20 protein-coding genes and 1 pseudogene are annotated in these 20752 nt (G+C 63.3%); 11 read left to right on the top strand and 10 right to left on the bottom strand.

The genetic code is table 11. The features are described from left to right. Positions 1-59: 59 nt before the first annotated feature. The 3 genes from ACFFNA_RS01025 to ACFFNA_RS01015 all read right to left on the bottom strand — a co-directional run bounded on the left by ACFFNA_RS01025 (position 60) and on the right by ACFFNA_RS01015 (position 3872). Complete coding sequence (locus ACFFNA_RS01025; protein WP_378914929.1) at positions 60-1040, bottom strand: TonB family protein; 981 nt, start codon at positions 1038-1040, stop codon at positions 60-62. Positions 1041-1164: 124 nt separating this feature from the next. Next, positions 1165-1608, bottom strand: a complete 444-nt coding sequence (locus ACFFNA_RS01020) for a hypothetical protein (RefSeq protein ID WP_378914927.1) — start codon at positions 1606-1608, stop codon at positions 1165-1167. 5 nt (positions 1609-1613) lie between these two features. Beyond that, positions 1614-3872 (bottom strand): TonB-dependent hemoglobin/transferrin/lactoferrin family receptor, encoded by a 2259-nt coding sequence (locus ACFFNA_RS01015; RefSeq protein WP_378914925.1) that lies wholly within the window; start codon positions 3870-3872, stop codon positions 1614-1616. A gap of 200 nt (positions 3873-4072) precedes the next feature. Between ACFFNA_RS01015 and hemP the strand changes: the two genes are divergently transcribed. From hemP to ACFFNA_RS00990, 5 genes and pseudogenes are all read left to right on the top strand, one after another. Further along, on the top strand, positions 4073-4279 hold the full coding sequence (gene hemP, locus ACFFNA_RS01010; protein ID WP_378914923.1) for a hemin uptake protein HemP: 207 nt from the start codon (positions 4073-4075) through the stop codon (positions 4277-4279). Positions 4280-4296: 17 nt separating this feature from the next. Further along, positions 4297-5358, top strand: coding sequence for a hemin-degrading factor (locus tag ACFFNA_RS01005; RefSeq protein WP_378914921.1), 1062 nt, complete (start codon positions 4297-4299; stop codon positions 5356-5358). A gap of 11 nt (positions 5359-5369) precedes the next feature. After that, positions 5370-6278 carry a heme/hemin ABC transporter substrate-binding protein gene (locus ACFFNA_RS01000; protein WP_378914919.1) on the top strand — a complete coding sequence of 303 codons (909 nt, stop codon included), beginning with the start codon at positions 5370-5372 and terminating at the stop codon, positions 6276-6278. An 11-nt stretch (positions 6279-6289) separates the two neighbouring features. Continuing rightward, positions 6290-7391 (top strand): annotated as a pseudogene (locus tag ACFFNA_RS00995) (FecCD family ABC transporter permease). 39 nt (positions 7392-7430) lie between these two features. After that, positions 7431-8219, top strand: a complete 789-nt coding sequence (locus tag ACFFNA_RS00990; RefSeq protein ID WP_378914917.1) for a heme ABC transporter ATP-binding protein — start codon at positions 7431-7433, stop codon at positions 8217-8219. 49 nt (positions 8220-8268) lie between these two features. Here the strand turns inward: ACFFNA_RS00990 and rirA are convergent, their stop codons facing one another. Further along, on the bottom strand, positions 8269-8733 hold the full coding sequence (gene rirA / locus ACFFNA_RS00985) for an iron-responsive transcriptional regulator RirA (protein WP_111547428.1): 465 nt from the start codon (positions 8731-8733) through the stop codon (positions 8269-8271). Between the two features lie 273 nt (positions 8734-9006). Between rirA and ACFFNA_RS00980 the strand changes: the two genes are divergently transcribed. From ACFFNA_RS00980 to ACFFNA_RS00970, 3 genes are all read left to right on the top strand, one after another. Next, entirely contained in the window at positions 9007-10302 is a 1296-nt protein-coding gene (locus ACFFNA_RS00980) for a DUF445 domain-containing protein (RefSeq protein WP_378914915.1), read from the top strand. A gap of 109 nt (positions 10303-10411) precedes the next feature. Then, on the top strand, positions 10412-10840 hold the full coding sequence (locus tag ACFFNA_RS00975; RefSeq protein ID WP_378914914.1) for a phasin family protein: 429 nt from the start codon (positions 10412-10414) through the stop codon (positions 10838-10840). A gap of 192 nt (positions 10841-11032) precedes the next feature. Further along, positions 11033-11530, top strand: a complete 498-nt coding sequence (locus tag ACFFNA_RS00970; protein ID WP_111547425.1) for a MaoC family dehydratase — start codon at positions 11033-11035, stop codon at positions 11528-11530. Between the two features lie 23 nt (positions 11531-11553). Here ACFFNA_RS00970 and ACFFNA_RS00965 read toward each other — a convergent pair whose 3' ends face one another. Then, entirely contained in the window at positions 11554-13008 is a 1455-nt protein-coding gene (locus tag ACFFNA_RS00965) for an MFS transporter (RefSeq protein WP_378914913.1), read from the bottom strand. Positions 13009-13139: 131 nt separating this feature from the next. Between ACFFNA_RS00965 and ACFFNA_RS00960 the strand changes: the two genes are divergently transcribed. Further along, positions 13140-14030 carry a LysR family transcriptional regulator gene (locus ACFFNA_RS00960; RefSeq protein WP_378914912.1) on the top strand — a complete coding sequence of 297 codons (891 nt, stop codon included), beginning with the start codon at positions 13140-13142 and terminating at the stop codon, positions 14028-14030. A gap of 17 nt (positions 14031-14047) precedes the next feature. On the opposite strand, the gene ACFFNA_RS00955 is transcribed toward ACFFNA_RS00960, so the two are convergent. After that, positions 14048-15451, bottom strand: coding sequence for an aminotransferase-like domain-containing protein (locus ACFFNA_RS00955; RefSeq protein ID WP_378914911.1), 1404 nt, complete (start codon positions 15449-15451; stop codon positions 14048-14050). A 106-nt stretch (positions 15452-15557) separates the two neighbouring features. Here ACFFNA_RS00955 and ACFFNA_RS00950 point away from each other — a divergent pair, with 106 nt between their 5' ends. After that, positions 15558-16421, top strand: a complete 864-nt coding sequence (locus tag ACFFNA_RS00950; protein WP_378914909.1) for a DMT family transporter — start codon at positions 15558-15560, stop codon at positions 16419-16421. A gap of 112 nt (positions 16422-16533) precedes the next feature. Here ACFFNA_RS00950 and ACFFNA_RS00945 read toward each other — a convergent pair whose 3' ends face one another. From ACFFNA_RS00945 to ACFFNA_RS00935, 3 genes are all read right to left on the bottom strand, one after another. Then, a complete protein-coding gene (locus ACFFNA_RS00945; RefSeq protein WP_111547420.1) occupies positions 16534-17574 on the bottom strand; it encodes a zinc-dependent alcohol dehydrogenase family protein in 1041 nt (346 codons plus the stop codon). Between the two features lie 128 nt (positions 17575-17702). Continuing rightward, positions 17703-18353 carry a maleylacetoacetate isomerase gene (gene maiA / locus ACFFNA_RS00940; RefSeq protein WP_378914907.1) on the bottom strand — a complete coding sequence of 217 codons (651 nt, stop codon included), beginning with the start codon at positions 18351-18353 and terminating at the stop codon, positions 17703-17705. A gap of 4 nt (positions 18354-18357) precedes the next feature. Then, positions 18358-19053, bottom strand: a complete 696-nt coding sequence (locus ACFFNA_RS00935) for a fumarylacetoacetate hydrolase family protein (RefSeq protein WP_378914905.1) — start codon at positions 19051-19053, stop codon at positions 18358-18360. A 267-nt stretch (positions 19054-19320) separates the two neighbouring features. Between ACFFNA_RS00935 and ACFFNA_RS00930 the strand changes: the two genes are divergently transcribed. Beyond that, positions 19321-20004 carry a response regulator transcription factor gene (locus ACFFNA_RS00930; protein WP_378914903.1) on the top strand — a complete coding sequence of 228 codons (684 nt, stop codon included), beginning with the start codon at positions 19321-19323 and terminating at the stop codon, positions 20002-20004. 383 nt (positions 20005-20387) lie between these two features. Here ACFFNA_RS00930 and ACFFNA_RS00925 read toward each other — a convergent pair whose 3' ends face one another. Continuing rightward, positions 20388-20741 (bottom strand): hypothetical protein, encoded by a 354-nt coding sequence (locus ACFFNA_RS00925; RefSeq protein WP_378914901.1) that lies wholly within the window; start codon positions 20739-20741, stop codon positions 20388-20390. Positions 20742-20752 lie beyond the last annotated feature (11 nt).

The raw sequence follows: 20752 nt of genomic DNA, 5'->3' as shown, positions 1-20752 counted from the left end.
GCGGTTCCTTTCATGCGGATGTTGATGGTTGGCGCCGCAGCAGATTGTTCTGTGCACATTCAAAATGGGCCGATTTCGGCCTCGAACACCAAACTATTGCTTGCGGCTTGTGATGGAATTGGCGGGAAGGGCGCTGCCTTGCGGACGATGCCGAGCACGACCTGATCGAAGTTTGGCGATCCGGAGCTTTGCAGAATGCGCAGGTCGTCGATGCCGCCACGGCTGCCTATGGCGAATGTCACAACGGCATTGTTGCGAGCGGCCAATTGCACTGAAGGCGGAACGCCACGATTGACACGGCTGAGCTTTCTGATGACGTCGCCGCGGTAGCTGTCTTCCGCGGCGCGGCCTGCCTCTTTCTGCTTTTTGCCCTTGCTGGCTGCCTGCGCCAACCGGTCCTGGCCGTCCGCCGTGCCGCGCTTCTCATCCGATTGGCTGGTTCTGGGCGGCGCGGCTGCCGGACTTGGCCTGGCGCTTGGGATCGGTGGCTGCTCTGGAACGGCGGCAGGCGCCTCGGTACTTTCGGCCTGAACAGTCGGCTGTGCCGGCGTCTCAGTCTTCGGAGCCACGCTCTGGTCATCGGAGCGTGGGGCGCCGGCCACCAGTATGTCCGGCGTCACCGCTGGTTGTTTAACGGCTTCCGGCAAAGGCTCGACGGGCTGCTTTGTCGCGTCCCTCGCGGGCTGGGAAGGTTCGGTTGGTGGCGTCGGCCTGGCTGCCTTTACCGGCTCTGGTTTGGTCGGTTGCGGGTTCGGCACCAGCGTGACCTTCATTACTGCCGGGTCCCGATCCAGTGCGCTGCCGACAACATTTGTGCCCGACTGATCGCTGCCTTCCGACTGCATGGCGCCCTGGGTATCGAATGTCCCTGAAGGCGAAATCAGAAAAGCCGCCGCCACCGCGGCATGGAGCAGGCAGGAGGCGACGATCGCCGCCGTCCATTTGCGGTTCCAGGCCGATGGCCGCGGCGGCGCAAGCGGCTCGGCTGGTGCTATCGCCAGCTCAGCGCCGGCTTCGGGGAGAGGACTGATGTCACGCATATCGCGGGACGAGACCTGCAGCGACCCGTGCGGATTTGTCAAATCAAGATCGCTTGGTCCAAACGACAAGCCGGCCAGAGGCCATGCCACTGCGTTTTGCAGGAATGCGGGATGCAGTCCCACTTCAGACGCCGAAAGCGATACCGGTCTTGGTGTCCGACTTCAGCTTGCGCATGCAGGCATTCGGTTCAACGCCGGTGCCAGCGCATTCTGTTGCGCTGTTGATCAGCACGCGGCTGACCTTGGCGCAGTCGGTGCCGGCCAGGTCAAAACGTGTCACCTTGGTCTTGCCCGCCGGCAGTTCCTTGAAGTCGAGGACGGTCAACCGGTCGACGACACCGGCTTGGTTGAACAATGCGATCTCGAACGCCGCCTTGGAAAGGTCGGCGCCAAGATTGTTGCTGACCACGAAGGTCAGGCGGCAGCCCTTGTCGGAGGCTTGCGCGCCATTGAGTTCGAGGGTCAGTGCGGGGACCGGCACGGACTGCTCAGCCCACGCCGGAACCATCGCAAGCGACATCGCCAACGCCGAGGTCAGCAGACGAAGCGATGTCGTCAAGCTCGTCATTGCCGTCAGCCTCCAAAGCGCATGGTTGCCGCCAGCTTCAGCGTGACGCCCGGTTCGTAGACCGCAACCGTGGTGCTGCCGTTCAACGGGTTGGCGTATTTGACATCGAACAGATTGTCGGCGCGGAAATCGACATTCAGATTGTCGGTCGCCTGATAGCTGGCGAAGGCGTTGACCAGCGTATAGTCCTTGGCCACCGCATTGCCCTTCGGCTTGCCATTGTACTGCACCTCGCCGCCGACGGTGAGCTTGTCCTCGAGGAACCGCAGGCCGAGCTGGGCGGTGACCTGGGAGGACGGGATGGTGGCCAGATCAGCCCGGTCACCTTCATAGGATATGGTGTGACCATTGATGATCGAGGCGGAAAGTCCGGCGTAGCCCCACGCCGCATCGTAAACGCCTTCCATCTCGAAGCCGTTGATCTTGGCCTTGGCGAAATTCTGGTACTGGAAGCAGATCGGGATGCCCGGGCCGAACGGACAGCCGCTGGTCGGGTCGAACGGCGACAGCGTCACGCCTTCGATATAGTCGTCGACATTGTTGTTGAAATAGGCTGCCTTGAGACGGAGCGCGTCGCCGGCCTCCAGGATGTCATTTTGCTTGTAGTTGACGCCGAATTCCGTCGTCTTGCCGGTTTCAGGCCGCAAATTGGGGTTGGGCAGGAACGGGAAAGAGACGCCCGCCGGATGGTTGCCGCTGATCAGCGTCTCCGTCAGCGAGGGCGACCGGTAGCCTTCCGCGTAGGTGCCGTAGAACTGCAGGCCGGCAAGGCCAGCGCTTTCGAAGGGCGAGACGCCGACGGTGATGCGTGGCGACACCCTGTCGCCCGATGTCTCGTGGGTGTCATCCTTGAGGCTGTAATTGTCGTAACGCAGCCCGGCGATGACTTCGAGCCAGTCCCAGGTGAGCTTGTCCTGGACATAGGCGCCGGAAACGTTGCGCTTGCCCGAAGGCGTGTAGAAACTGTCGCCGCCGGCTGTGCCGCCGGTCTTGACGTTGTCGCCTACCCAGTCACCGCCATAGGTCAGTTCGTGCGCGACGCTGGCAGTCTCGAATCTGGACGTGTTCCAGATGTCGATGCTGGTCGTGCCGACATCGAAGGTCGACGTCGAACCTGTCGGCAGTACCACGGGAAGACCGGTGACTGGGTCAAAGCGGTTCTGCGGGACAAGGCTGGTCAGGTCGAGGTTGGTCTTGTTGTAGGAGCTGTTGATGTGGAGATCGAGCCAGCTCTTGTCTTCGTCGGTGACGTTGTAGCGGGCCGTGAAGGTGTTCGACTTCAGGTCGACATCATTCACCGGCACGCCGCGGCTGATCTCGCTCCAGCCATCGCTTGAGCCGACCCAGCCGAGCTTCAGTTCACTGTTGTCGGTCGGCCGGATGGTGGTCTTGAGCAGGCCGCTCAGCACATCGAAGCCGGTGCCCTTGACGGTGTCGCCACCGCCATCCTTGTAGTCGTCATAGTTGCGGTAGACGATGTTGCCGAGCGCGTCCCAGTTCTCGTTGAAACGATAGGCGCCGGAGGCGCTGGTGGTCCAGCCCTTGCCGTTGCTCTCATAGCGTCCGGTGACGGAACCAGCCCATGTCTCGTCCGGCTTGAGGAAATCCTCAGCATCCTTGGTGTCGAAGAAGACGACGCCACCAATGGCGCCCGAGCCATAGGTGTTGGCGACAGGACCGCGGATCACGTCGACGGATTTGACGAGCTCCGGATCGATGTAGAAGGTCGACTGCGTGCCGTGGTCGGAACGCTGGAAATTCTGTCGCGCGCCGTCGACGATGACCGCGACGCGGCCGAAATCCTGCAGACCGCGGATGTTGATGCTGGTGCTGACGCGCCTGGCGTCGGCCTGCGCCGCGACACCGGGCACACCCAGCAGCATCTCGTTCGGCGTCGTCGCCATGCGGCGGTCGAGCTGTATCTGGTCGACATGGCTGGCCGAAGCCAGGGATTCGATCGCCGTCTCACCGGTGCGGCTCAGCACCAGGATCTTGTCGAGCAGCGTTGCGCCCGCCGGGGCAGGCTTGGCCTCTTCAGCCTTCTGTGATTGCGCCGCCTGCTGTTCCGCGGTCGGCTCGGCCGCCTGCTGTTCCGCGGTCGGCTCGGCCGCCTGCTGGGCGCTGGCCGGTGGCGTCAGCAAAGCGACTGCTGCCACGCTTGCCAGCAAGGCCGCCATTCCTCTTGTCGTGGATCGCCCGCCAAGACCTTGATCAGACGGGCCGATGTCAAACCGGCCGCGCCATTCCCAATTCATCAACCCCATGCCCCAACTCCAAAGTCCAGGTTCGATGCTGGCTGGCCCGGGGCTGGCTGGCATTTTTGATCGTGTCCGGCGTCTTAAATCTTGACTCGTTTGCTCTGGTATTGCACTGACTAATAAACATGATTATTCAAGTCAAGAAATGAATCGGCATTAATGCAACGCCTAGCCAGACGCCCGGCACAGGAAAGGGATCGATCCAGATGAACACGCACAATCCCAATGACTTTCGCTATCGCGTCCGCCGTTCCGACGATACCTCCGCCCGTTTCGACCGGGTTCCGCTGGCGGTGCGAACTCTCTCCAGCAACACGCTGTTCCAGGGCGAGCACGAGATCGGCATCGAGCATCAGGGTGCGCTCTACCGGCTGAAGATCACCCGCCAGGGCAAGCTCATTCTCAACAAGTAAGGCAGTAGGGACGAGACATGGACCAGCGCGTAAAACCCGCCCCGCATGAAATCCGGCGGGCACGGACAGAGAATCCGAAGACGCGCGAGCGGGATCTGGCTGCTCAGCTCGGCATTTCGGAGGCCGAGTTAGTCGCCGCGCATTGCGGCGACGGCGTCGTCCGCATCGAGCCGCGCGTCAACGATCTCTTGACCGGCCTCGAAGCTGTCGGCGAAGTCATGGCGTTGACCCGCAATGAAAGTGCGGTGCACGAGAAGATCGGCGTCTATGACAAGGTCGTCACCGGCAACCATAATGCCATGGTGCTCGGCGAAAACATCGACCTGCGCATCTTCCCAAAAATCTGGGCGCATGGCTTTGCCGTGGAAAAGCGCGATGGCGACGACATCCGCCGCAGCCTGCAGTTCTTCGACGCGGCCGGCGAGGCGGTGCACAAGGTGCATCTGCGGCCGGCCCCCAGCCTCTATGCCTATCAGAAGCTGGTCGCCGCGCTCGAATCGTCGAACCAGGAGCCGACGGCCGATATTTCAGGGCACATCCCAGACGACGAGGTCCATGGCGGGGAAACCACCGCCAATCTCGACGACCTGCGCGACCGCTGGAGCCGGCTGACCGACGTGCACCAGTTTTTCGGTATGCTGAAGACGCTGAAGCTCAGCCGTCGGCAGGCTGTGCGCATGGTCGGCCAGGACTATGCCTGGCTGCTCGACAACGATGCCGTCCGCGCCATGTTCCATCATGCCGCCGAGGGCGAGATGCCGATCATGTGCTTTGTCGGTAATCGCGGCTGCATCCAGATCCATTCCGGTCCGATCAAATCCATCAAGCCGATGGGACCATGGATCAACGTGCTGGACGAGACCTTCCACCTGCATCTGCGAACCGACCACATCCACGAGGTCTGGGCGGTGCGCAAGCCGACCAAGGACGGTCATGTCACCTCGCTCGAAATCTATGATGTCGACGGCAAGATGATCATCCAGTTCTTCGGCAAGCGCCATGAGGGCGAGAGCGAGCGCGACGACTGGCGATTCCTGGCAGAAAACCTGCCGCGCATCCCAAGCCCGACCGCAGCCTGAGGACGATAGAAATGGTTTCCTTTTCCAGACTGGCGCTTGTTCTCAGGTTGGCGCTTGGGCCGGCGATCGGTCTTTCCCTGGCTTTTGTCGCGCTGCAATCTAGCAACGCCACCGAGGGCGCGACCGTCTTTGCCGATCCCTCGAAGATAGCGGCCATTGGCGGCTCCATCACCGAGATCGTCTATGCGCTCGGCGAGGAGAAGCATCTGGTGGCTCGCGATTCCACCAGCCTTTATCCGAAAGCCGCGCTTGACCTGCCTGATGTCGGCTACATGCGCCAGCTGTCGCCGGAGGGTGTCCTGTCGGTCAATCCGACCGGCATCCTGGCGCTGCACGGCAGCGGCCCCAAGGAAGCCGTCGATGTGCTGAAGAAGACGAGCATCCCGTTCATAGAAGTGCCGGAGCGCTATAGCCACGAAGGCATTCTGGAGAAGGTCCGCATCGTCGGCAAGGCGCTCGGCGTCGACGCCAAGGCTGAGGTGCTGGCCAGGGAGCTTGATGCCAAGCTCACCGCCGCCGAACAGCAGACGGCATCGATCAAGCAGCGCAAGCGCATCCTGTTCGTGCTGTCGATACAGGGCGGCAAGATCCTGGCCGCTGGCAGCGAGACCGCCGCCGACGGCATGGTCAAGCTGGCGGGCGGGGTCAATGCCGTGGAAGGCTTTTCCGGCTACAAGCAAATGTCCGACGAGGCGATCATCACCGCCAGGCCGGACGTGATCCTGATGATGAGCAATGCCGGGCCTCCGGTATCGGACGACGAACTGTTCGCCAACCCGTCGATCGCCTCGACGCCGGCTGGCACCGCACGCAAGCTGATCCGCATCGACGGCGGCTATCTGCTAGGCTTCGGGCCGCGCACGGCCGACGCCATCCACGACCTCGCCGTCTCGCTCTATGGCGGGCAGGTCACGGACTGAGCGGGCAGACGATGGTCGATCAATCGATCGCCGGCCCGGTGAAGGGGATGACCGGCACGTCCGAAGGCGACCGCTCAGGCCGCGCCCGCATCGTCATCCTTCTGCTGTGCCTGGGGCTCGTCACTGCCGTGCTGCTGTCGCTCACGTCGGGAGCGTCGGACGCATCGGCCGTCAACGTCATCGGCGACTGGCTGTTCGGCACCGTGCCGGATGACGCCGCGCTGAGTGCCCGCGACAGCCTGATCGTCTACGACATCCGCCTGCCGCGCGTCATCCTCGGCATGCTGGTCGGCGCTGCACTTGCCGTCTCCGGCGCGGTCATGCAGGGGCTGTTCCGCAATCCGCTCGCCGACCCCGGTCTGATCGGCGTTTCGGCCGGCTCCAGCCTCGGCGCGGTTGCCGTCATCGTGCTCGGCGCCACGGTGCTGGCACCGGTGACGGCCTGGCTCGGCACGCTTGCGCTGCCGCTGGCGGCATTCTGTGGCGGGCTCGCCACGACGCTGGTGCTCTATCAGGTTGCGACGCGACGGGGACAAACCTCGGTCGCCACCATGCTGCTCGCCGGCATTGCGCTCGCGGCGCTTGCCATGGCGCTGACCGGCATCCTCATCTTCATGGCCGACGACCGCCAGTTGCGCGACCTGACCTTCTGGCAACTCGGATCGCTCGGCGGCGCGACCTGGGCGAAGATCGCTTCGGTCGGGCCGATCATCGTGCTGGCGCTGGCGGCAATGCCGTTCCTGGCTCGCGGCCTCAACGCACTGGCGCTGGGCGAGGCGACCGCAGGTCATCTCGGCATACCGGTGCAACGGCTGAAGTACACGGCCATCATCGGCGTCTCGGCGGCGGTCGGCGCCTCCGTCGCCGTCAGCGGCGGCATCGGCTTCGTCGGCATTGTCGTGCCGCATCTGCTGCGCCTGCTGATCGGTCCCGACAATCGCTACCTGCTGCCGGCGTCGGCGGCTCGGCGCGTCGCTGCTGCTGTTGGCTGACGCTGTCGCGCGCACCATCGTGGCGCCGGCCGAGTTGCCGATCGGCATCGTCACCGCGATCGCCGGTGCGCCGTTCTTCCTGTGGATCCTGCTGCGCAAGCGCGGCGTCATTGATTTGTAAGATTTGGGATTTGTGAGATTTGGGACCTGTGAGGCTTGGATGATCGAGGCAAGGGATGTTTCGGTGGCGATCGCCGGCAAGCGCATCGTTACCGGTGTCGATTTCGCTGCACGCCCCGGCGAAGTGGCAGCCATCGTCGGTCCCAACGGGTCCGGCAAGACGACCTTCCTCAAGGCGTTGTCCGGCGAACTCGCTTACACCGGACATGTCGCCCTCAACGGCCGCGATCTGTCGGCCATGAAGCCGGCCGAAATTGCCATCCAGCGAGCGGTGCTGCCGCAGGCGACGACGCTGTCGTTCCCGTTCACGGTGCGAGAGGTGGTCAAGCTTGGCCTTGTCGGCGGCCGCTCGGGCGTCCTGCCGGGCGAGGATGCGCGGCTGCCGGAACGGGCGCTGGAGCGCGTCGACCTCGACGGTTTTGCCGGACGTTTCTACCAGGAGCTTTCGGGCGGCGAGCAACAGCGCGTCCAGCTTGCGCGCGTGCTGTGCCAGGTCTGGGCGCCGGTGCTCGACGGCAAGCCGCGCTATCTGTTCCTAGATGAGCCGGTTTCCAGTCTCGATATCAAGCACCAGCTGATCATCATGAACATCGCCCGCGACTTCGCCAGACGGGGTGGCGGCGTGGTCGCCATCCTGCACGATCTCAATCTGACGGCCATGTTCGCCGGCCGGATCTTTGTCATGCATCGCGGCAGGCTTGCCGCCACCGGGTCGCCGCAGGACGTGCTGAGCGACGACCTGATCGAAAAAGTGTTCGACTGCCGGCTCAGGGTCGGCGTGCTGCCGGCCGGCAACATGCCGTTCGTATTGCCGCAATCAGCGGCTTAGGCCTGACCTGAATCTCAACAGACCTAACCCAGACACGGGATGGCCGGAATCAGGCAGCGGGCGCGCGGCGCTCTGCCAGCATGTCGATGCCGAGCAGGCTGCGCACATTCGGCCGCGCCGCCACGAGATCGGCGATGGTGTAGCGCTCCAGCACCGCGAAGAACGCGTTCAGCGCTTCGCGCAATGCCGAGTTCAGCGCACAGCTGTCGACCAGCGGGCATTCGGCGGCATCGTTCTCGAAGCACTCGGCCATGGCGAAACTCTCTTCGGTCACGCGCACGACATCGAACAGGCTGATGGATTCGGCGGCACGGCCAAGCCTGACGCCGCCATTGCGGCCACGCACGGTCTCGACCAGGCCGTGCTCGACCAGCGGCTGCAGGATCTTGAACAGGAAAAGCTCCGACACCGAGTAGGCAGCCGCGATCTCGGGGATGCGGCTCAATCGGTCATTGTTGGCGGCGCAATACATCAGGATGCGCATGGCATAGTTGGTCTGGCGCGTAAGCCGCATTTTGTCCTCACAAGGCTCTGGTGCGGTAGAACCACGCCAGATTTCAAAACTTTGCTGATGCGGCTTTGACCCGAAATTCGGATTCGCCACATTGGCCTGAGCGGAATATGGCCTATACCTTGGAACAATTCCAGACTAGCCGGCACAATAGATGAACATTCTCGTCAACTTTGTGTGCGCAGCCGGGCAAGGCGCGGGCGAAACCGGCTGTCACGGGCATTTTGCCTGATGAAACACTAAATAGGCCCGAGATTGACGAGGAGCGGCTCATCCATGTCACAATCGGCCCAGTCCCTGGCGTCTGACGGTTTCGATGCCGACGCGGATGCCAAGCTTTCCGCCTTGCGGTGGACAAAGTTCGTCGCGGCGGCGGCACTGGCGGTTTGCGTGCTGGTGTTTGCGGTCGCCAAATCGTTCGAGACCACCTATCCGTGGCTCGGCTTCGTCGCTGCCTTTGCGGAGGCCGCGACCATCGGCGGTCTGGCCGACTGGTACGCGGTGGTGGCGCTGTTCAGGCGGCCGCTGGGGCTGCCGATCCCGCACACCGCCATCATCCCCGAGAACCAGAGCCGCATCGCCGACAATCTCGGCCGCTTCATCGAGGTCAATTTCCTGGCTCCGGAACCGGTGCGTGAAAAGCTTGCCGAGGTCGATTTCTCGGCGCTCGTCGCCGACTGGCTCGCCGACGCCGAACGTGCCGCCGGCTTGTCGCGCTTCGTCGTGCGGCTGGTGCCGCAGACGCTCGCCGCCGTCGAGCAATCCGGCCTGCGTGGCTTCGTCACCAGCCGCATGCTCGAGCAGATCGAAAAGGTGCCGCTGGCGCCGCTGGCCGCCGAGCTGTTGTCGGCGCTTACCGACGATCGCCGTCACCAGAAACTGTTCGACGAATTCACCAAGGTGATCGGCCGGTTCCTCAACGACGAGCAGGCGCTGGCGACGATGCGCGAGAAGATCCGTGAGGAACTGCCGTCGCTGTTCAACCTGTTCCGCGCCGACGCTTATCTCCTGAAGAAGATCGTCGCTTCGGCCGGCTCGCTGCTCGACGAGGTGCGGGCCGATCCCGACCACCCGATGCGCGCCGAATTCGACCGTTTCGCGCGGGCCTTCATCGAGAAGCTCAGGACATCGAAGCAATATGCCAAACGTGCCGAGAAGCTGAAGCGCGATTTCCTCGCCCGGCCGGAGGTCAGGGGATTGGCCGGCGACATGTGGGCGAGCCTCAGCCAGTTCATCGAGCAGGACGCCAAGGCGCCCGAGTCGATTATCCGTTCGCATCTCGCCAACATGTTCGTCGAGGTCGGCCGCCATCTTGCCGGCGATGCGCAGATTCGAGCCGACATGAACCAGGGCTTCGTGGTGGCGCTGGCTTCGTTCGTGGAGAGCCAGAAGAGCGGCGTGTCGAAATTCATCGCCGACCAGGTCAAGCGTTGGGACCTGGCGCAGCTGACGCGGCTGATCGAGATGAACATCGGCAGGGACCTGCAATACATCCGCTTCAACGGCATGATCATTGGTGGGCTTGCCGGTGTCGTGCTCTATGTTGCTGAGCGGCTGTTCCTCGTCGGCTGACGCGTTCGAGCCTGGGCCGATTCCACTGCGTTCGAATGGACACCCGGCACTTCGGTGCTATTCTCCCGTCCGGGAGCCCAATCGGCGGCGACAGGGGGAGAAGCCCATCATGGCCAAGCAACCGGAATCCGATTCCTTCATGGATATGTTCGGCAAGTTCGGCCGAGACCTGAAAGTGCCCAACGTCGATGTCGAGGCAATCCTCACGCATCATCGCAAGAACCTCGAAGCGCTGGAGAAATCGGCCCGAGCCAGTGCCGCTGGCGCATCCTCGCTGTTGTCCAGGCAGCGCGAAATGCTGCAGGACACGCTGCGCGAAGTCACCGAGATGGCGCAAGGCTACAGAGCGCCGGGCAATCCGCAGGAATTGATGACCAAACAGACGGAGTTCGCCAAGAAGTCCTTCGAGGCCGCGTTGAAGAATGCCGGCGAAGTGGCTGAACTGGTCAGGAAATCCGGCACCGAATCGATTGACATCCTGCGCACGCGCATCAAGGAGGCGATGGAGGAAATCCGCGCCGGCTACGACAAGAAGTAGCGGTCTCCGGCCAAGGTGGCATTGTTGCCGCCGGCAACCCGAAAAGCCAGGAAATTCCGATTTGCCCTGCCACTGCGCGGGCGGCATGGCACGATTGCGGCCGAAATCGGCGGAACGGATTCGCGCAGAGCGAATTGACAGGGGCCGCCAGTTCGTGGTCCGGAGGCGTTGGAAGCGATCGGGAAACCAGGAATGACTGAAATACGGCCCAAGACGCCGCCGACCTACGAGCAATTGAGGGCGATGGTCGGGCAGGAGCTTGGCGTGTCGGAGTGGACGACGGTCGACCAGAAGCGTATCGACCAGTTCGCCGAATGCACCGGCGACCATCAATGGATCCATGTCGATCCCGAGAGGGCGCGACGGCAAAGCCCGTTCCGCACCACGATCGCACATGGCTACCTGACGCTGTCGATCATCGGCGCGCTGGCACTCGACATGGGCATCGTGCCCGAAAACACCCAGGCTGCCTTCAACTATGGCTTCGACAAGGTGCGTTTCCTGGCCCCGGTCAAGGTCGGCGCGCGCATCAGGCTGCGCTCTACTCTTCTTTCGATGGAGGACAGGGGGCCCGGCCAGTATCTGATGAAGGCGGCCAATACCGTCGAGATCGAAGGCGAGGAAAAGCCGGCGCTGACGGCTGAAACGCTGGTCATGCTCTATGAGCGCCGCAAGCGGGCAGGGGCCTGAACGGCCGCCAGTCAGGTCGTGCGTTACGAAACTCTGGACTCCGCGCGGCCAGCGGCGCGGGCCGAGAGCAGCGCAAGCAACAGTGCGACCAGCGCCAGCGCCGTTGCCGTCTGAAAGGTGACCTGCATCCCGTGGGCGGCGGCCTCTGAACTCAGAATGTCCTGGCCAATGCCTTGCCGTTCCCCGGCCGATGCAATGGCGAAGACGGCACCCATTAGTGACGCGCCGGTGATGAGGCCGAGATTGCGCGAAAGATTGAGCAGGCCGGAGACGACGCCGCGCTCGCCTGCGCCAACACCGGTCATGACGGCCGCATTGTTGGACGTCTGGAACAGCGCGTAGCCGATGCAGGTGACGGTGATCGGAACGACATAGCTGGCAATGCCGAGTTTCGTCATGGCGAGCGACAGGAGGAACGTGCCGGTGGCGAGGCTGAGCAGGCCGGCGACCATCATCCTATGGGCTCCGAAGCGATCGGTCAGGCGTCCGGCCAGCAGCGCCGCCAGGGTCGAGACAAGCGGACCGGTCGACAGCACCACGCCGACCATTGCGGCATCAAGCCCAAGCGCGCGTGACAGATAGAACGGGGCAACCACCAGGGTCGCCATCATCACGGTTGCGACGATGAGGCTCATGGCGAGGCTGGCGCTCAGCTGCAGGTCACGGAAGCTGGCAAGCTGGATCAAGGGGTTTTTCACTTTCATCTGCACCGTGGCGAAGAGAGCGACGCCGATGCCGGCAGCTATCAGCAGTCCGATGTTGAGTGCGCCGAAATCGCCTCTGCCAAGCGTCATGGCCAGCGCATAGGCGGCCAGCGTCAGGGCCAGCAAGGCGGTGCCCACGGCGTCGAACTTGCCTTGAGCAGTCTGCGCTGCCTTGCTGCGGGCCGGCAAGGCACGATAGGCGAGAGCGAAGGTCAGCACGCCCAGCGGGGCGTTGACGAGGAAAATCGCCCGCCAGCCGAAGCCCGCGATCAAAATGCCGCCGAGCGACGGCCCAAGTGTCGTGCCGATCGCGGACATGGCGCCGAGCAGGCCCATGGCGCTGCCGGTTTTTGCCTTGCTCACGGTTTCGGCGACAAAAGCCAGCGTCAGCGCCATCATCAGCGCCGCGCCAAGTCCTTGCACGGCCCGCGCGGCGATCAGCAGCCAGAGTGTTGGCGCGAGGCCGCAGAGCACCGATGCCAGCGTGAACAATGCGATGCCGCCAAGCAGCAACGGCCGGCGCCCGAACATGTCGGCCAGCCGTCCGGCGCTGACGATCAATGTGGTGATGGCGAGCAGATAGGCGAGAACAACCCACTGCACCGACTGGAACGAAGCGCCGAAATTCTGCATCAGCGACGGCAGGCCGACGCTGGCAATGCTGGTTCCAAGCGACGACAGCAGCGTGGCGAGCGAAAGGCTTGCCAGCGCCCAGCGGTCGGATTGGACTTGTGGCGGCGCCGATACGCGCCGATTTTGCTCAGCGATTGCCAAGGCGATCTCCTTTCCATCGGCTCCAGAACCGGAGCTATGGGAGACCTAGTCTCTTGGCTGATGTGGCGGAAGGCGCAGCATTTGCATCTTATTCATGCACCAAACGCCATATCACGTGCTATGATTCGCCGATGGCATCGCCCGATCTCAATTTGCTCGTCGCTCTCGACATACTGCTGACCGAAGGCAGCGTGGCGCGCGCCGCCAGCCGGCTGCACCTCAGCCCCTCGGCGACGAGCCGGACGCTGGCGCGGCTGCGCGAGGCGACGGGCGATCCGCTGCTGGTTCGCGCCGGTCGCGGCCTGGTTCCGACACCGCGTGCGCAGGAGTTGCAGCAGCAGGCCGGTCGCGTCGTTCAGGATGCGGAAGCACTGCTGCGCCCTGCCAAGCTCCTCAACCTTTCGGGCCTCGCCAGGACCTTCACGCTGCGCACCAATGAAAGCTTCGTCGAGGAGTTCGCGCCGCGCCTTGTCGCCCGCATCGAAGCGGAGGCGCCTGGCGTGCGGCTGCGTTTCGCGCCGAAGTTCGACAAGGATGTCACTTCGCTGCGCGAGGCGGCGATTGACCTGGAAATCGGCGTCGCCGGCGAAACCGGACCCGAGATGCGCATCCAGGCCCTGTTTCGCGACCGCTTCATCGGTGCCGTTCGATCTGGCCACCCCCTGAGCGAGGGCGTCGTGACGCCCGAGCGCTACGCGGCCGGCCGCCACATCAGTGTTTCGCGACGTGGCCGCGAGAAAGGGCCGATCGATGAAGCCCTGGAGCGGCTTGGCCTCCAGCGGACAGTCGTGTGCATGGTTTCCGGCTTTTCGGCCACGCTTGCCATGGCGCGCGCATCCGACCTGATCGCCAGCGTGCCCGAGCGGCATACGGAAGGCGCGCGCGCCGGCATGCACTGCTTTCCGCTACCGGTTGCCACCGTGGAGGTCACCATCTCCATGCTCTGGCACCCGCGTCTCGATGCCGATCCGGCGCAGCGCTGGCTGCGCGACTGCGTGCGGGAGGTCTGTGCGGTCCGCTGATCGACAACCGTGCGCAATCACCGCGCCATCGCCGCCTCAAGCACCTTGAAAATCCGCTCGTCCGCGCACTGGGCGACGTTGAAGCGCAGGAAACGGCTGGCTGTCTGGGACAGGCTGAACGCATTGCCGGGCGCCAGCACGACGTTGTCGGCCAGGGCGCGGCGGGCGACTTCGGCCGCATCGACGCCATCCGGCAGGCCGCACCACAGGAACAGCCCGGCCGGCTGGTCGATCCAGGGCGTGATGCCGATTGCCTTCAGGCGGGTGCTCGTCTCGCCCATGGCGCGCGAAAGCCGCGCCCGCAACAGATCCATGTGCTTGCGGTAGCTGCCATCCTTCAAAAGGGTCAGCACCAGTTCGGCCGCCAGCCGCCCGCCGCCGAAGGTGGTGGCGATCTTGAGGTCGGTCAGGCGCTCGATCCAGTTGCGGGGCGCCGCGATGTAGCCGCAGCGAACCGACGCCGACAGCGTCTTGGAGAAGCTGCCGATCTGGACGACCCGGCTCAGGCCATCGAACGCCGCCAGTCTGGGGGCGGGCGCATGTTCGAAATCGGCGAAGATGTCGTCCTCGACAATGGTCAATTCCGACTGGTCAGCGAGCTTCAGCAGCCGGTGCGCCGTGACCGGCGACAGGATCGCGCCGGTCGGATTGTGGATGGCGGAATTGGTGATGTAGAGGCGCGGCCGGTGCTCGACCAACGCCTGCGCGAACAGGTCGATATCAGGCCCGGACGGCGTGTAGGGAACGCTGACGACCTTGGCCCGGTGGGCGCGCAGCAAAGCGTGAAAATTGAAATAGCAGGGGTCGTCGACCAGTACTGTATCGCCGGGTTCGATCAGGAAACGGCACAGGAGGTCGATGGCCTGCGTGCCCGATTCCGTCAGCATGATCTGTTCGGGAGAGGCTTCGATGCCATGTTCGGCCATACGCCGCGCCAGCAGGTTCCGCAGCGGCGGCAGGCCGAGCGGCGTACCGTAGTCGGCGAGCGCGACATCATCGGCACGCGCCACCGTGCGCAGCGCGCGGCGCAACCCTGCCTGGGGCATCCACGCGGCCGGCAGCCAGCCGCAGCCGGGTTTCAGACTGTCATCGCCTGCTTCCAGCGACTGGCGCGAGATCCAGAGTGGATCGACGGCGCGGTCGAGCCGGGGACCAATCTCGGCCAGAGATAGCGGCGCCAGCGATCCGGCGGCATAGAAGCCCGAGCCCGGCCGGGAACGGATCGCGCCTTCGGCGGCGAGCCGCTCATAGGCTTCGACCACGGTGGATTTGGAAACTTGCATGGATTTGGCGAAGGCGCGGATCGACGGCAATCGCGCTCCGGGCGTCAGGCTGCGCGCCGCAATCCTTTGGCGGATGGTCGCCATCACGCTCTCGACCAGGGTGAGTGTGCCTTCAGTTTCCAGCGTGAGTTCCGTCATCCGTACTACTCGATCTACCATTACAGTTTTGTGAAATTGTACTCCATTGTCTCTGGTGACGCCATAGGTGGCGGCCCGATAGAGGGCGGAAGAAATGGAGCCTGCAATGGACAAGACCGCGAGCGGCTGGGTGAACGGATTCATCGGCGTGTTGATCTTCAGCGGCTCGCTGCCGGCGACGCGTGTGGCGGTGATGGATTTCGATCCGATATTCCTGACGTCGGCCCGAGCGGCGATTGCCGGATTGCTTGGTCTGGCAATGCTGTTCCTGTTCCGGCAGAAACGTCCGGAGCGCGGGGATCTGCTGTCGCTGGTGATCGTAGCCCTTGGCGTGGTGGTCGGCTTTCCCTTGCTGACCGCTCTGGCGCTGAAGCACGTCACCACGGCCCATTCCATCATCTTCGTCGGCCTGCTGCCGCTGGCGACGGCCATTTTCGGCGTGCTGCGCGGCGGTGATCGTCCGCGCCCGGCGTTCTGGCTGTTTTCGTGCGTGGGCAGCGCGCTCGTCGCGGGTTTTGCCCTGATGCAGGGCGTGACGGCCTCGCCGGTCGGCGACGGTCTGATGCTGGCCGCCATCGTCGCCTGCGGCCTGGGCTATGCCGAGGGTGCCGCGCTGTCGCGCAAGCTCGGCGGCTGGCAGGTGATCTGCTGGGCGCTGGTGCTGTCGCTGCCGATCATGCTGGTGCTGACTTTCGCGACGCTGCCACCATCCTTTGCCGGCGTCGGCTCCAACGCCTGGATCGGTCTCGGCTATGTGTCGCTGTTCAGCATGCTGATCGGCTTCGTCTTCTGGTATCGCGGCTTGGCGCAAGGCGGCATCGCCGCCGTCGGGCAGTTGCAGCTTCTGCAACCCTTCTTCGGCCTCACGCTGGCGGCGACGCTGCTGCATGAGCAGGTCAGTTCGCTGATGGTCGTCGTCACGCTCGGCGTGGTGCTGTGCGTGTTCGGCGCGAAGAAGTTTGCGAGATAGTTCGGGAGGGCGGCTCCCGTCACAGTGTCTCTTTGTTTTGACGCAATTCCCTAAGGGAAAGCACTACGCGCTTTTCCCGGGAAAACCGCGTCACACTTTTCCTGGAATTGCTTTAGAACTTCGTCACCACACCGATACCGATGCCTTCGAAGCCGCCCATCGCCATCAAGGCCGCGGGCGCCTCGTCGAGGCTGATCTTCTTGCCGACCAGCAGTTCGGGCTTGAGCTTGCCGGTGCGGATCATCTCCATCATCGCCTGGTAGCGGTAGGCCTGCATGCCGTGGCTGCCGAGGATTTCGAGCTCGAAGGCAATCACCTTGTCCATCGGCACCTGCGGGCGGGCGTGCTCGCCCAGCATCAGGCCGACCTGCACATGGCGGCCGCGCCGGCGCAGATTGGCGATCGAGTTGAACGAGGTGGTGGGGTGGCCGAGTGCGTCCATCGACATATGGGCGCCGCCATTGGTGATCTGCTTGACGGCCTTGACCACATTCGGCGTTTTGGACGCATTGATGGTGGCGACCGCGCCGATCTTTTTGGCGAAATCGAGCTTCTCGTCGGTGAGGTCGATGGCGATGACATTGGCGCCCATGGCGCTGGCGATCATGATCGCCGACAGGCCGACGCCGCCGCAGCCATGCACCGCCACCCATTCGCCGGGTGTAACCCGGCCCTGGTCGACGATGGCGCGAAACGAGGTGACGAAGCGGCAGCCGAGGCTGGCGGCGGTGGCGAACTCCATCTCGTCGGGCAAGCGCACGAGATTGGTGTCGGCGTGTTCGATGGCGACATATTCGGCGAACGAACCCCAGCCGGTGAAGCCGGGCTGCGTCTGATGCTCGCAGACCTGGTGATTGCCCGATGAGCATTCGAAGCAGCGGCCGCAGCCGACGGCGAACGGCACGGTGACGCGTTCGCCGGCCTTCCAGCGGGTGACATGCTTGCCGGCTGCCACCACGACACCGGCCAGCTCATGGCCCGGCACATGCGGCAGCCGGATGCTGTCGTCATGGCCCATCCAGCCGTGCCAGTCGCTGCGGCACAGCCCGGTCGCCTCAACCTTGATGACGACGCCATCGGCGGCCGGCTTCGGATCGGGAACGGTCTGGATCGTCGGCGCTTCGCCGAATTTCTCGAACACGACGGCTTTCATTGGCAACTCCCACCTTCACACGCCCTGCAGGAAACGATAGCCGATTCCCTGTCCGGTCAAGCGGAAATCGATTCCGCCAGACGGACCGGCCGGTCGCGCCGGCGCGCTGACGCTAGGCGTCGGCGGCCTTATTCGGCATCGATCTGGTTCTCAGGTGCTGCCTTCTGGAAGGCCGGCAGCGCCATGCAGGCGGTGTTGATGCGCGCGATCGTCGGGTAATGCGTCATGTCGACGCCGAAGCGGGCATTGTTGGTGACCTGCGCGGCCAGGCAGATGTCGGCCAGGCCCGGCGCCTCACCATGGCAGAATGTGCCGGTCTCGGCCGAGGCAGCCAGGATTTTTTCGAGCGGCTGAAAGCCTTCGTTCACCCAGTGGCGGAACCAGTTGGTGATGTCCTGGTCGCCGGCGCCGAACAGGGTGCGCAGCGAGGTCAGCACGCGCAGATTGTTCACCGGATGGATATCGCAGGTGATCATCTGCGCCAGCATCCTGACCCGCGCCCGGCCAAGCGCGTCCTTCGGCAGCAGTGGTGGTTCGGGTTTGGTCTCGTCGAGGAATTCGATGATCGCCAGCGATTGCGTCAGCAACGTGCCGTCGTTCCAGATAAGCGCCGGCACCAGACCCTGCGGATTGACCGCGAGATAGGCAGGCTCGAGATGCTCGCCATGGCGCAGATGATGGGGGACGTAGTCGTAGCTCAGCCCCTTCATCTCCAGCGCGATCCGCACCCGATAGGAGGTGGAGGAGCGATAGTAGTTGTGCAGGACGATGTCGCTCATGCGCTCACTTCGGCTTGCCGATGGTGATTTCGATCGTGCCGATGCCGTCGACGCCGCCGGTCATCGTGTCGCCCGGACCAACCGCGCCGACGCCGGCCGGCGTGCCCGTGAAGATCAGGTCGCCAGGTTCCAGCTCCATCGCTTCGCTGCAGATCGACACGATATCGGCGATCGGCCAGATCAGCTCGGCGAGGTCGGCATCCTGCCTGACCTTGCCATTGACGGCGAGCCAGATGCGGCCCTTTTGCGGGTGGCCGGATTTCGCTGCGGGGACCAGCGGGCCGCAAGGCGCGGAGCGGTCGAACGCCTTCGACCAGTCCCAGGGCCGCGCCATCTTCTTGGCCTCATCCTGCAGATCGCGGCGGGTGAGGTCGATGCCGACGCCGTAGCCCCAGACATGGTCCAGCGCCCGCTCGCGAGCGATGCGAAAGCCCGGTCTGCCGATCGCGGCAACCAGCTCGATCTCGTGGTGCAGATTGGCTGTTAGCGGCGGGTAGGGAATCGCCGCGCCGGAATCGACCACCGCGTCGGCCGGCTTGGTGAAGAAGAAGGGCGGATCGCGCTCGTCATTGCCGAGTTCGCGAATATGCGCGGCGTAGTTGCGGCCGACGCAGAAGATGCGGCGCACCGCAAAACGCGCGGGCGAGCCTGCAACGGCCACCGATGAGATTGCGGGCGAGGGAAGGACGAATTCTGTCATGTGGGTCTCTGCTTGGTTGCCGGAACATTCGACCGATTTGGGCGCCCGGGCAATCGAGAAAGCGCCGGCGGCGCTTTCCGACGGAGATGGCGATATACTATTTGGCAATAATCTGGCCATGGTGGCGAGGTTATTCTAAAGCGCGTCGCGTTTGAAACGGATTGAGGCGCCGCGCGTTAGGTTTTTGTCTCATGCATGGCGTTCACCCAAATCCGGGGCCACTTTTGGGCGACATGCATTAATCGCTCCTGAACTGAAATGAAGCCCATGACCGCAATCCACGATCGCGCCCGGTTCCTCATCATCGACGACCACCCGCTGTTTCGCGAGGCGCTTCACAGCGCCGTGCAGATGGCCTATCCGGAAGTCGACACGATGGAGGCACGTTCGATCACCGAGGCGCTCGATCTTCTGGCCGGCGCCAAGCCCTTCGATCTCGCGCTTCTCGACCTCAGCATGCCCGACGTGCACGGCTTCGAAGGCTTGCTGCAGCTCCGGACCCGCTATCCGCGCCTGCCGGTGGTGATCGTTTCAGGATACGAGGAGCCAAAAATCATTTCCGAGGCGCTGTCCTATGGTGCCGCCGGTTTCATCCCGAAATCGGCGCGCAAGAGCGACCTCGCCGCCGCCATACGTTCGGTGATGGAAGGCGCGATCTACGTGCCGGAAACCTATGAGGGCCGCACGCCCGACGCCGACAGCATCGACCGCGCCGACATGGTGCAGCGCCTGTCGACGCTGACGCCGCAACAGCTGCGCGTGCTGCAGATGCTGCGCCAGGGCCTGCTCAACAAGCAGATCGCCTATGAGCTGCAGGTCGGCGAAACCACGGTCAAGGCGCATGTGTCGGAAATCCTGCGCAAGCTCAATGTCTACAGCCGCACGCAAGCGGTGATCGAGGTGTCGAAGCTGGACAATGCGGAGCTGTTTCGCGACCAGGCGGGGTTTTGATTTTTTTTACCCTCCCCCTTTAGGGGGGGCGATCCGCGAAGCGGAGCGGGGTGGGGGCGCCAAAGATGGACCACTCCGGCTCTATGCGTCGCAGGCCATACGGAGGGGCGGCATCAGGCACCACGCCTGCTCGACAAGCAGTTTCTTGTAGAGCGCATAGTCTTCGGGCGAGAAAAACACCTTGGCGCACCCGTTACCGCGTTGCGTCACGTGGTGCGGCAGACCAGGAACGACAATACGGGCAAGGCGCGCTATGCGGTCAGTCTACACACTATGATGGCAAGGCGAATATGGTGAAAAGTGCACTGTCACCATAATATCGTAATTCATAGCAAACAACAAGCGTAACACGAAAACTATCGGTATGCAACAAAATTATACAGCTAATCATCCCAATTCAATTGCTGAAGAAATGTCATAATACTTATTGTACTGTTGCTATATTCACTTGTGCTATTTAGAGACAATATAATGTCTACTGTTGGCTTTTCCTCTATTCTCACTATTATCAGCCGTATGCCGTCATCCAGTATCTCGATACCTGAGGTTTTTTTCCAATTTTTCCCTGCTCGCCGAAGCCGGACGGAGGAATCGTCAAACTGCTCTCTCATCGACTCGTTGTTTGGGAAGGGCGCATCGGTGAGCCGAACAAATTCATCCCACGAGCCCAAGAAGGCCGCCTGAATTATTCGATCTATTCTAGATTCTTCGGTTGGGCTAATTTCAGGATCGTGCATATTTTTCCTTC

Source organism: Mesorhizobium kowhaii (assembly GCF_042431665.1).
GTDB classification, from domain to species: Bacteria; Pseudomonadota; Alphaproteobacteria; order Rhizobiales; family Rhizobiaceae; genus Mesorhizobium; species Mesorhizobium kowhaii.
The sequence above is the reverse complement of the archived record's forward strand: the minus strand, read 5'-3'. Positions and strand labels throughout refer to the sequence as shown.

Coding starts and splice junctions, on each gene's coding strand:
- ACFFNA_RS01025 (WP_378914929.1), bottom strand. CDS start 1,040: ATGCGTGACATCAGTCCTCTCCCCGAAGCCGGCGCTGAGCTGGCGATA.
- ACFFNA_RS01020 (WP_378914927.1), bottom strand. CDS start 1,608: ATGACGAGCTTGACGACATCGCTTCGTCTGCTGACCTCGGCGTTGGCG.
- ACFFNA_RS01015 (WP_378914925.1), bottom strand. CDS start 3,872: ATGGGGTTGATGAATTGGGAATGGCGCGGCCGGTTTGACATCGGCCCG.
- hemP (WP_378914923.1), top strand. CDS start 4,073: ATGAACACGCACAATCCCAATGACTTTCGCTATCGCGTCCGCCGTTCC.
- ACFFNA_RS01005 (WP_378914921.1), top strand. CDS start 4,297: ATGGACCAGCGCGTAAAACCCGCCCCGCATGAAATCCGGCGGGCACGG.
- ACFFNA_RS01000 (WP_378914919.1), top strand. CDS start 5,370: ATGGTTTCCTTTTCCAGACTGGCGCTTGTTCTCAGGTTGGCGCTTGGG.
- ACFFNA_RS00990 (WP_378914917.1), top strand. CDS start 7,431: ATGATCGAGGCAAGGGATGTTTCGGTGGCGATCGCCGGCAAGCGCATC.
- rirA (WP_111547428.1), bottom strand. CDS start 8,733: ATGCGGCTTACGCGCCAGACCAACTATGCCATGCGCATCCTGATGTAT.
- ACFFNA_RS00980 (WP_378914915.1), top strand. CDS start 9,007: ATGTCACAATCGGCCCAGTCCCTGGCGTCTGACGGTTTCGATGCCGAC.
- ACFFNA_RS00975 (WP_378914914.1), top strand. CDS start 10,412: ATGGCCAAGCAACCGGAATCCGATTCCTTCATGGATATGTTCGGCAAG.
- ACFFNA_RS00970 (WP_111547425.1), top strand. CDS start 11,033: ATGACTGAAATACGGCCCAAGACGCCGCCGACCTACGAGCAATTGAGG.
- ACFFNA_RS00960 (WP_378914912.1), top strand. CDS start 13,140: ATGGCATCGCCCGATCTCAATTTGCTCGTCGCTCTCGACATACTGCTG.
- ACFFNA_RS00955 (WP_378914911.1), bottom strand. CDS start 15,451: ATGACGGAACTCACGCTGGAAACTGAAGGCACACTCACCCTGGTCGAG.
- ACFFNA_RS00950 (WP_378914909.1), top strand. CDS start 15,558: ATGGACAAGACCGCGAGCGGCTGGGTGAACGGATTCATCGGCGTGTTG.
- ACFFNA_RS00945 (WP_111547420.1), bottom strand. CDS start 17,574: ATGAAAGCCGTCGTGTTCGAGAAATTCGGCGAAGCGCCGACGATCCAG.
- maiA (WP_378914907.1), bottom strand. CDS start 18,353: ATGAGCGACATCGTCCTGCACAACTACTATCGCTCCTCCACCTCCTAT.
- ACFFNA_RS00935 (WP_378914905.1), bottom strand. CDS start 19,053: ATGACAGAATTCGTCCTTCCCTCGCCCGCAATCTCATCGGTGGCCGTT.
- ACFFNA_RS00930 (WP_378914903.1), top strand. CDS start 19,321: ATGACCGCAATCCACGATCGCGCCCGGTTCCTCATCATCGACGACCAC.
- ACFFNA_RS00925 (WP_378914901.1), bottom strand. CDS start 20,741: ATGCACGATCCTGAAATTAGCCCAACCGAAGAATCTAGAATAGATCGA.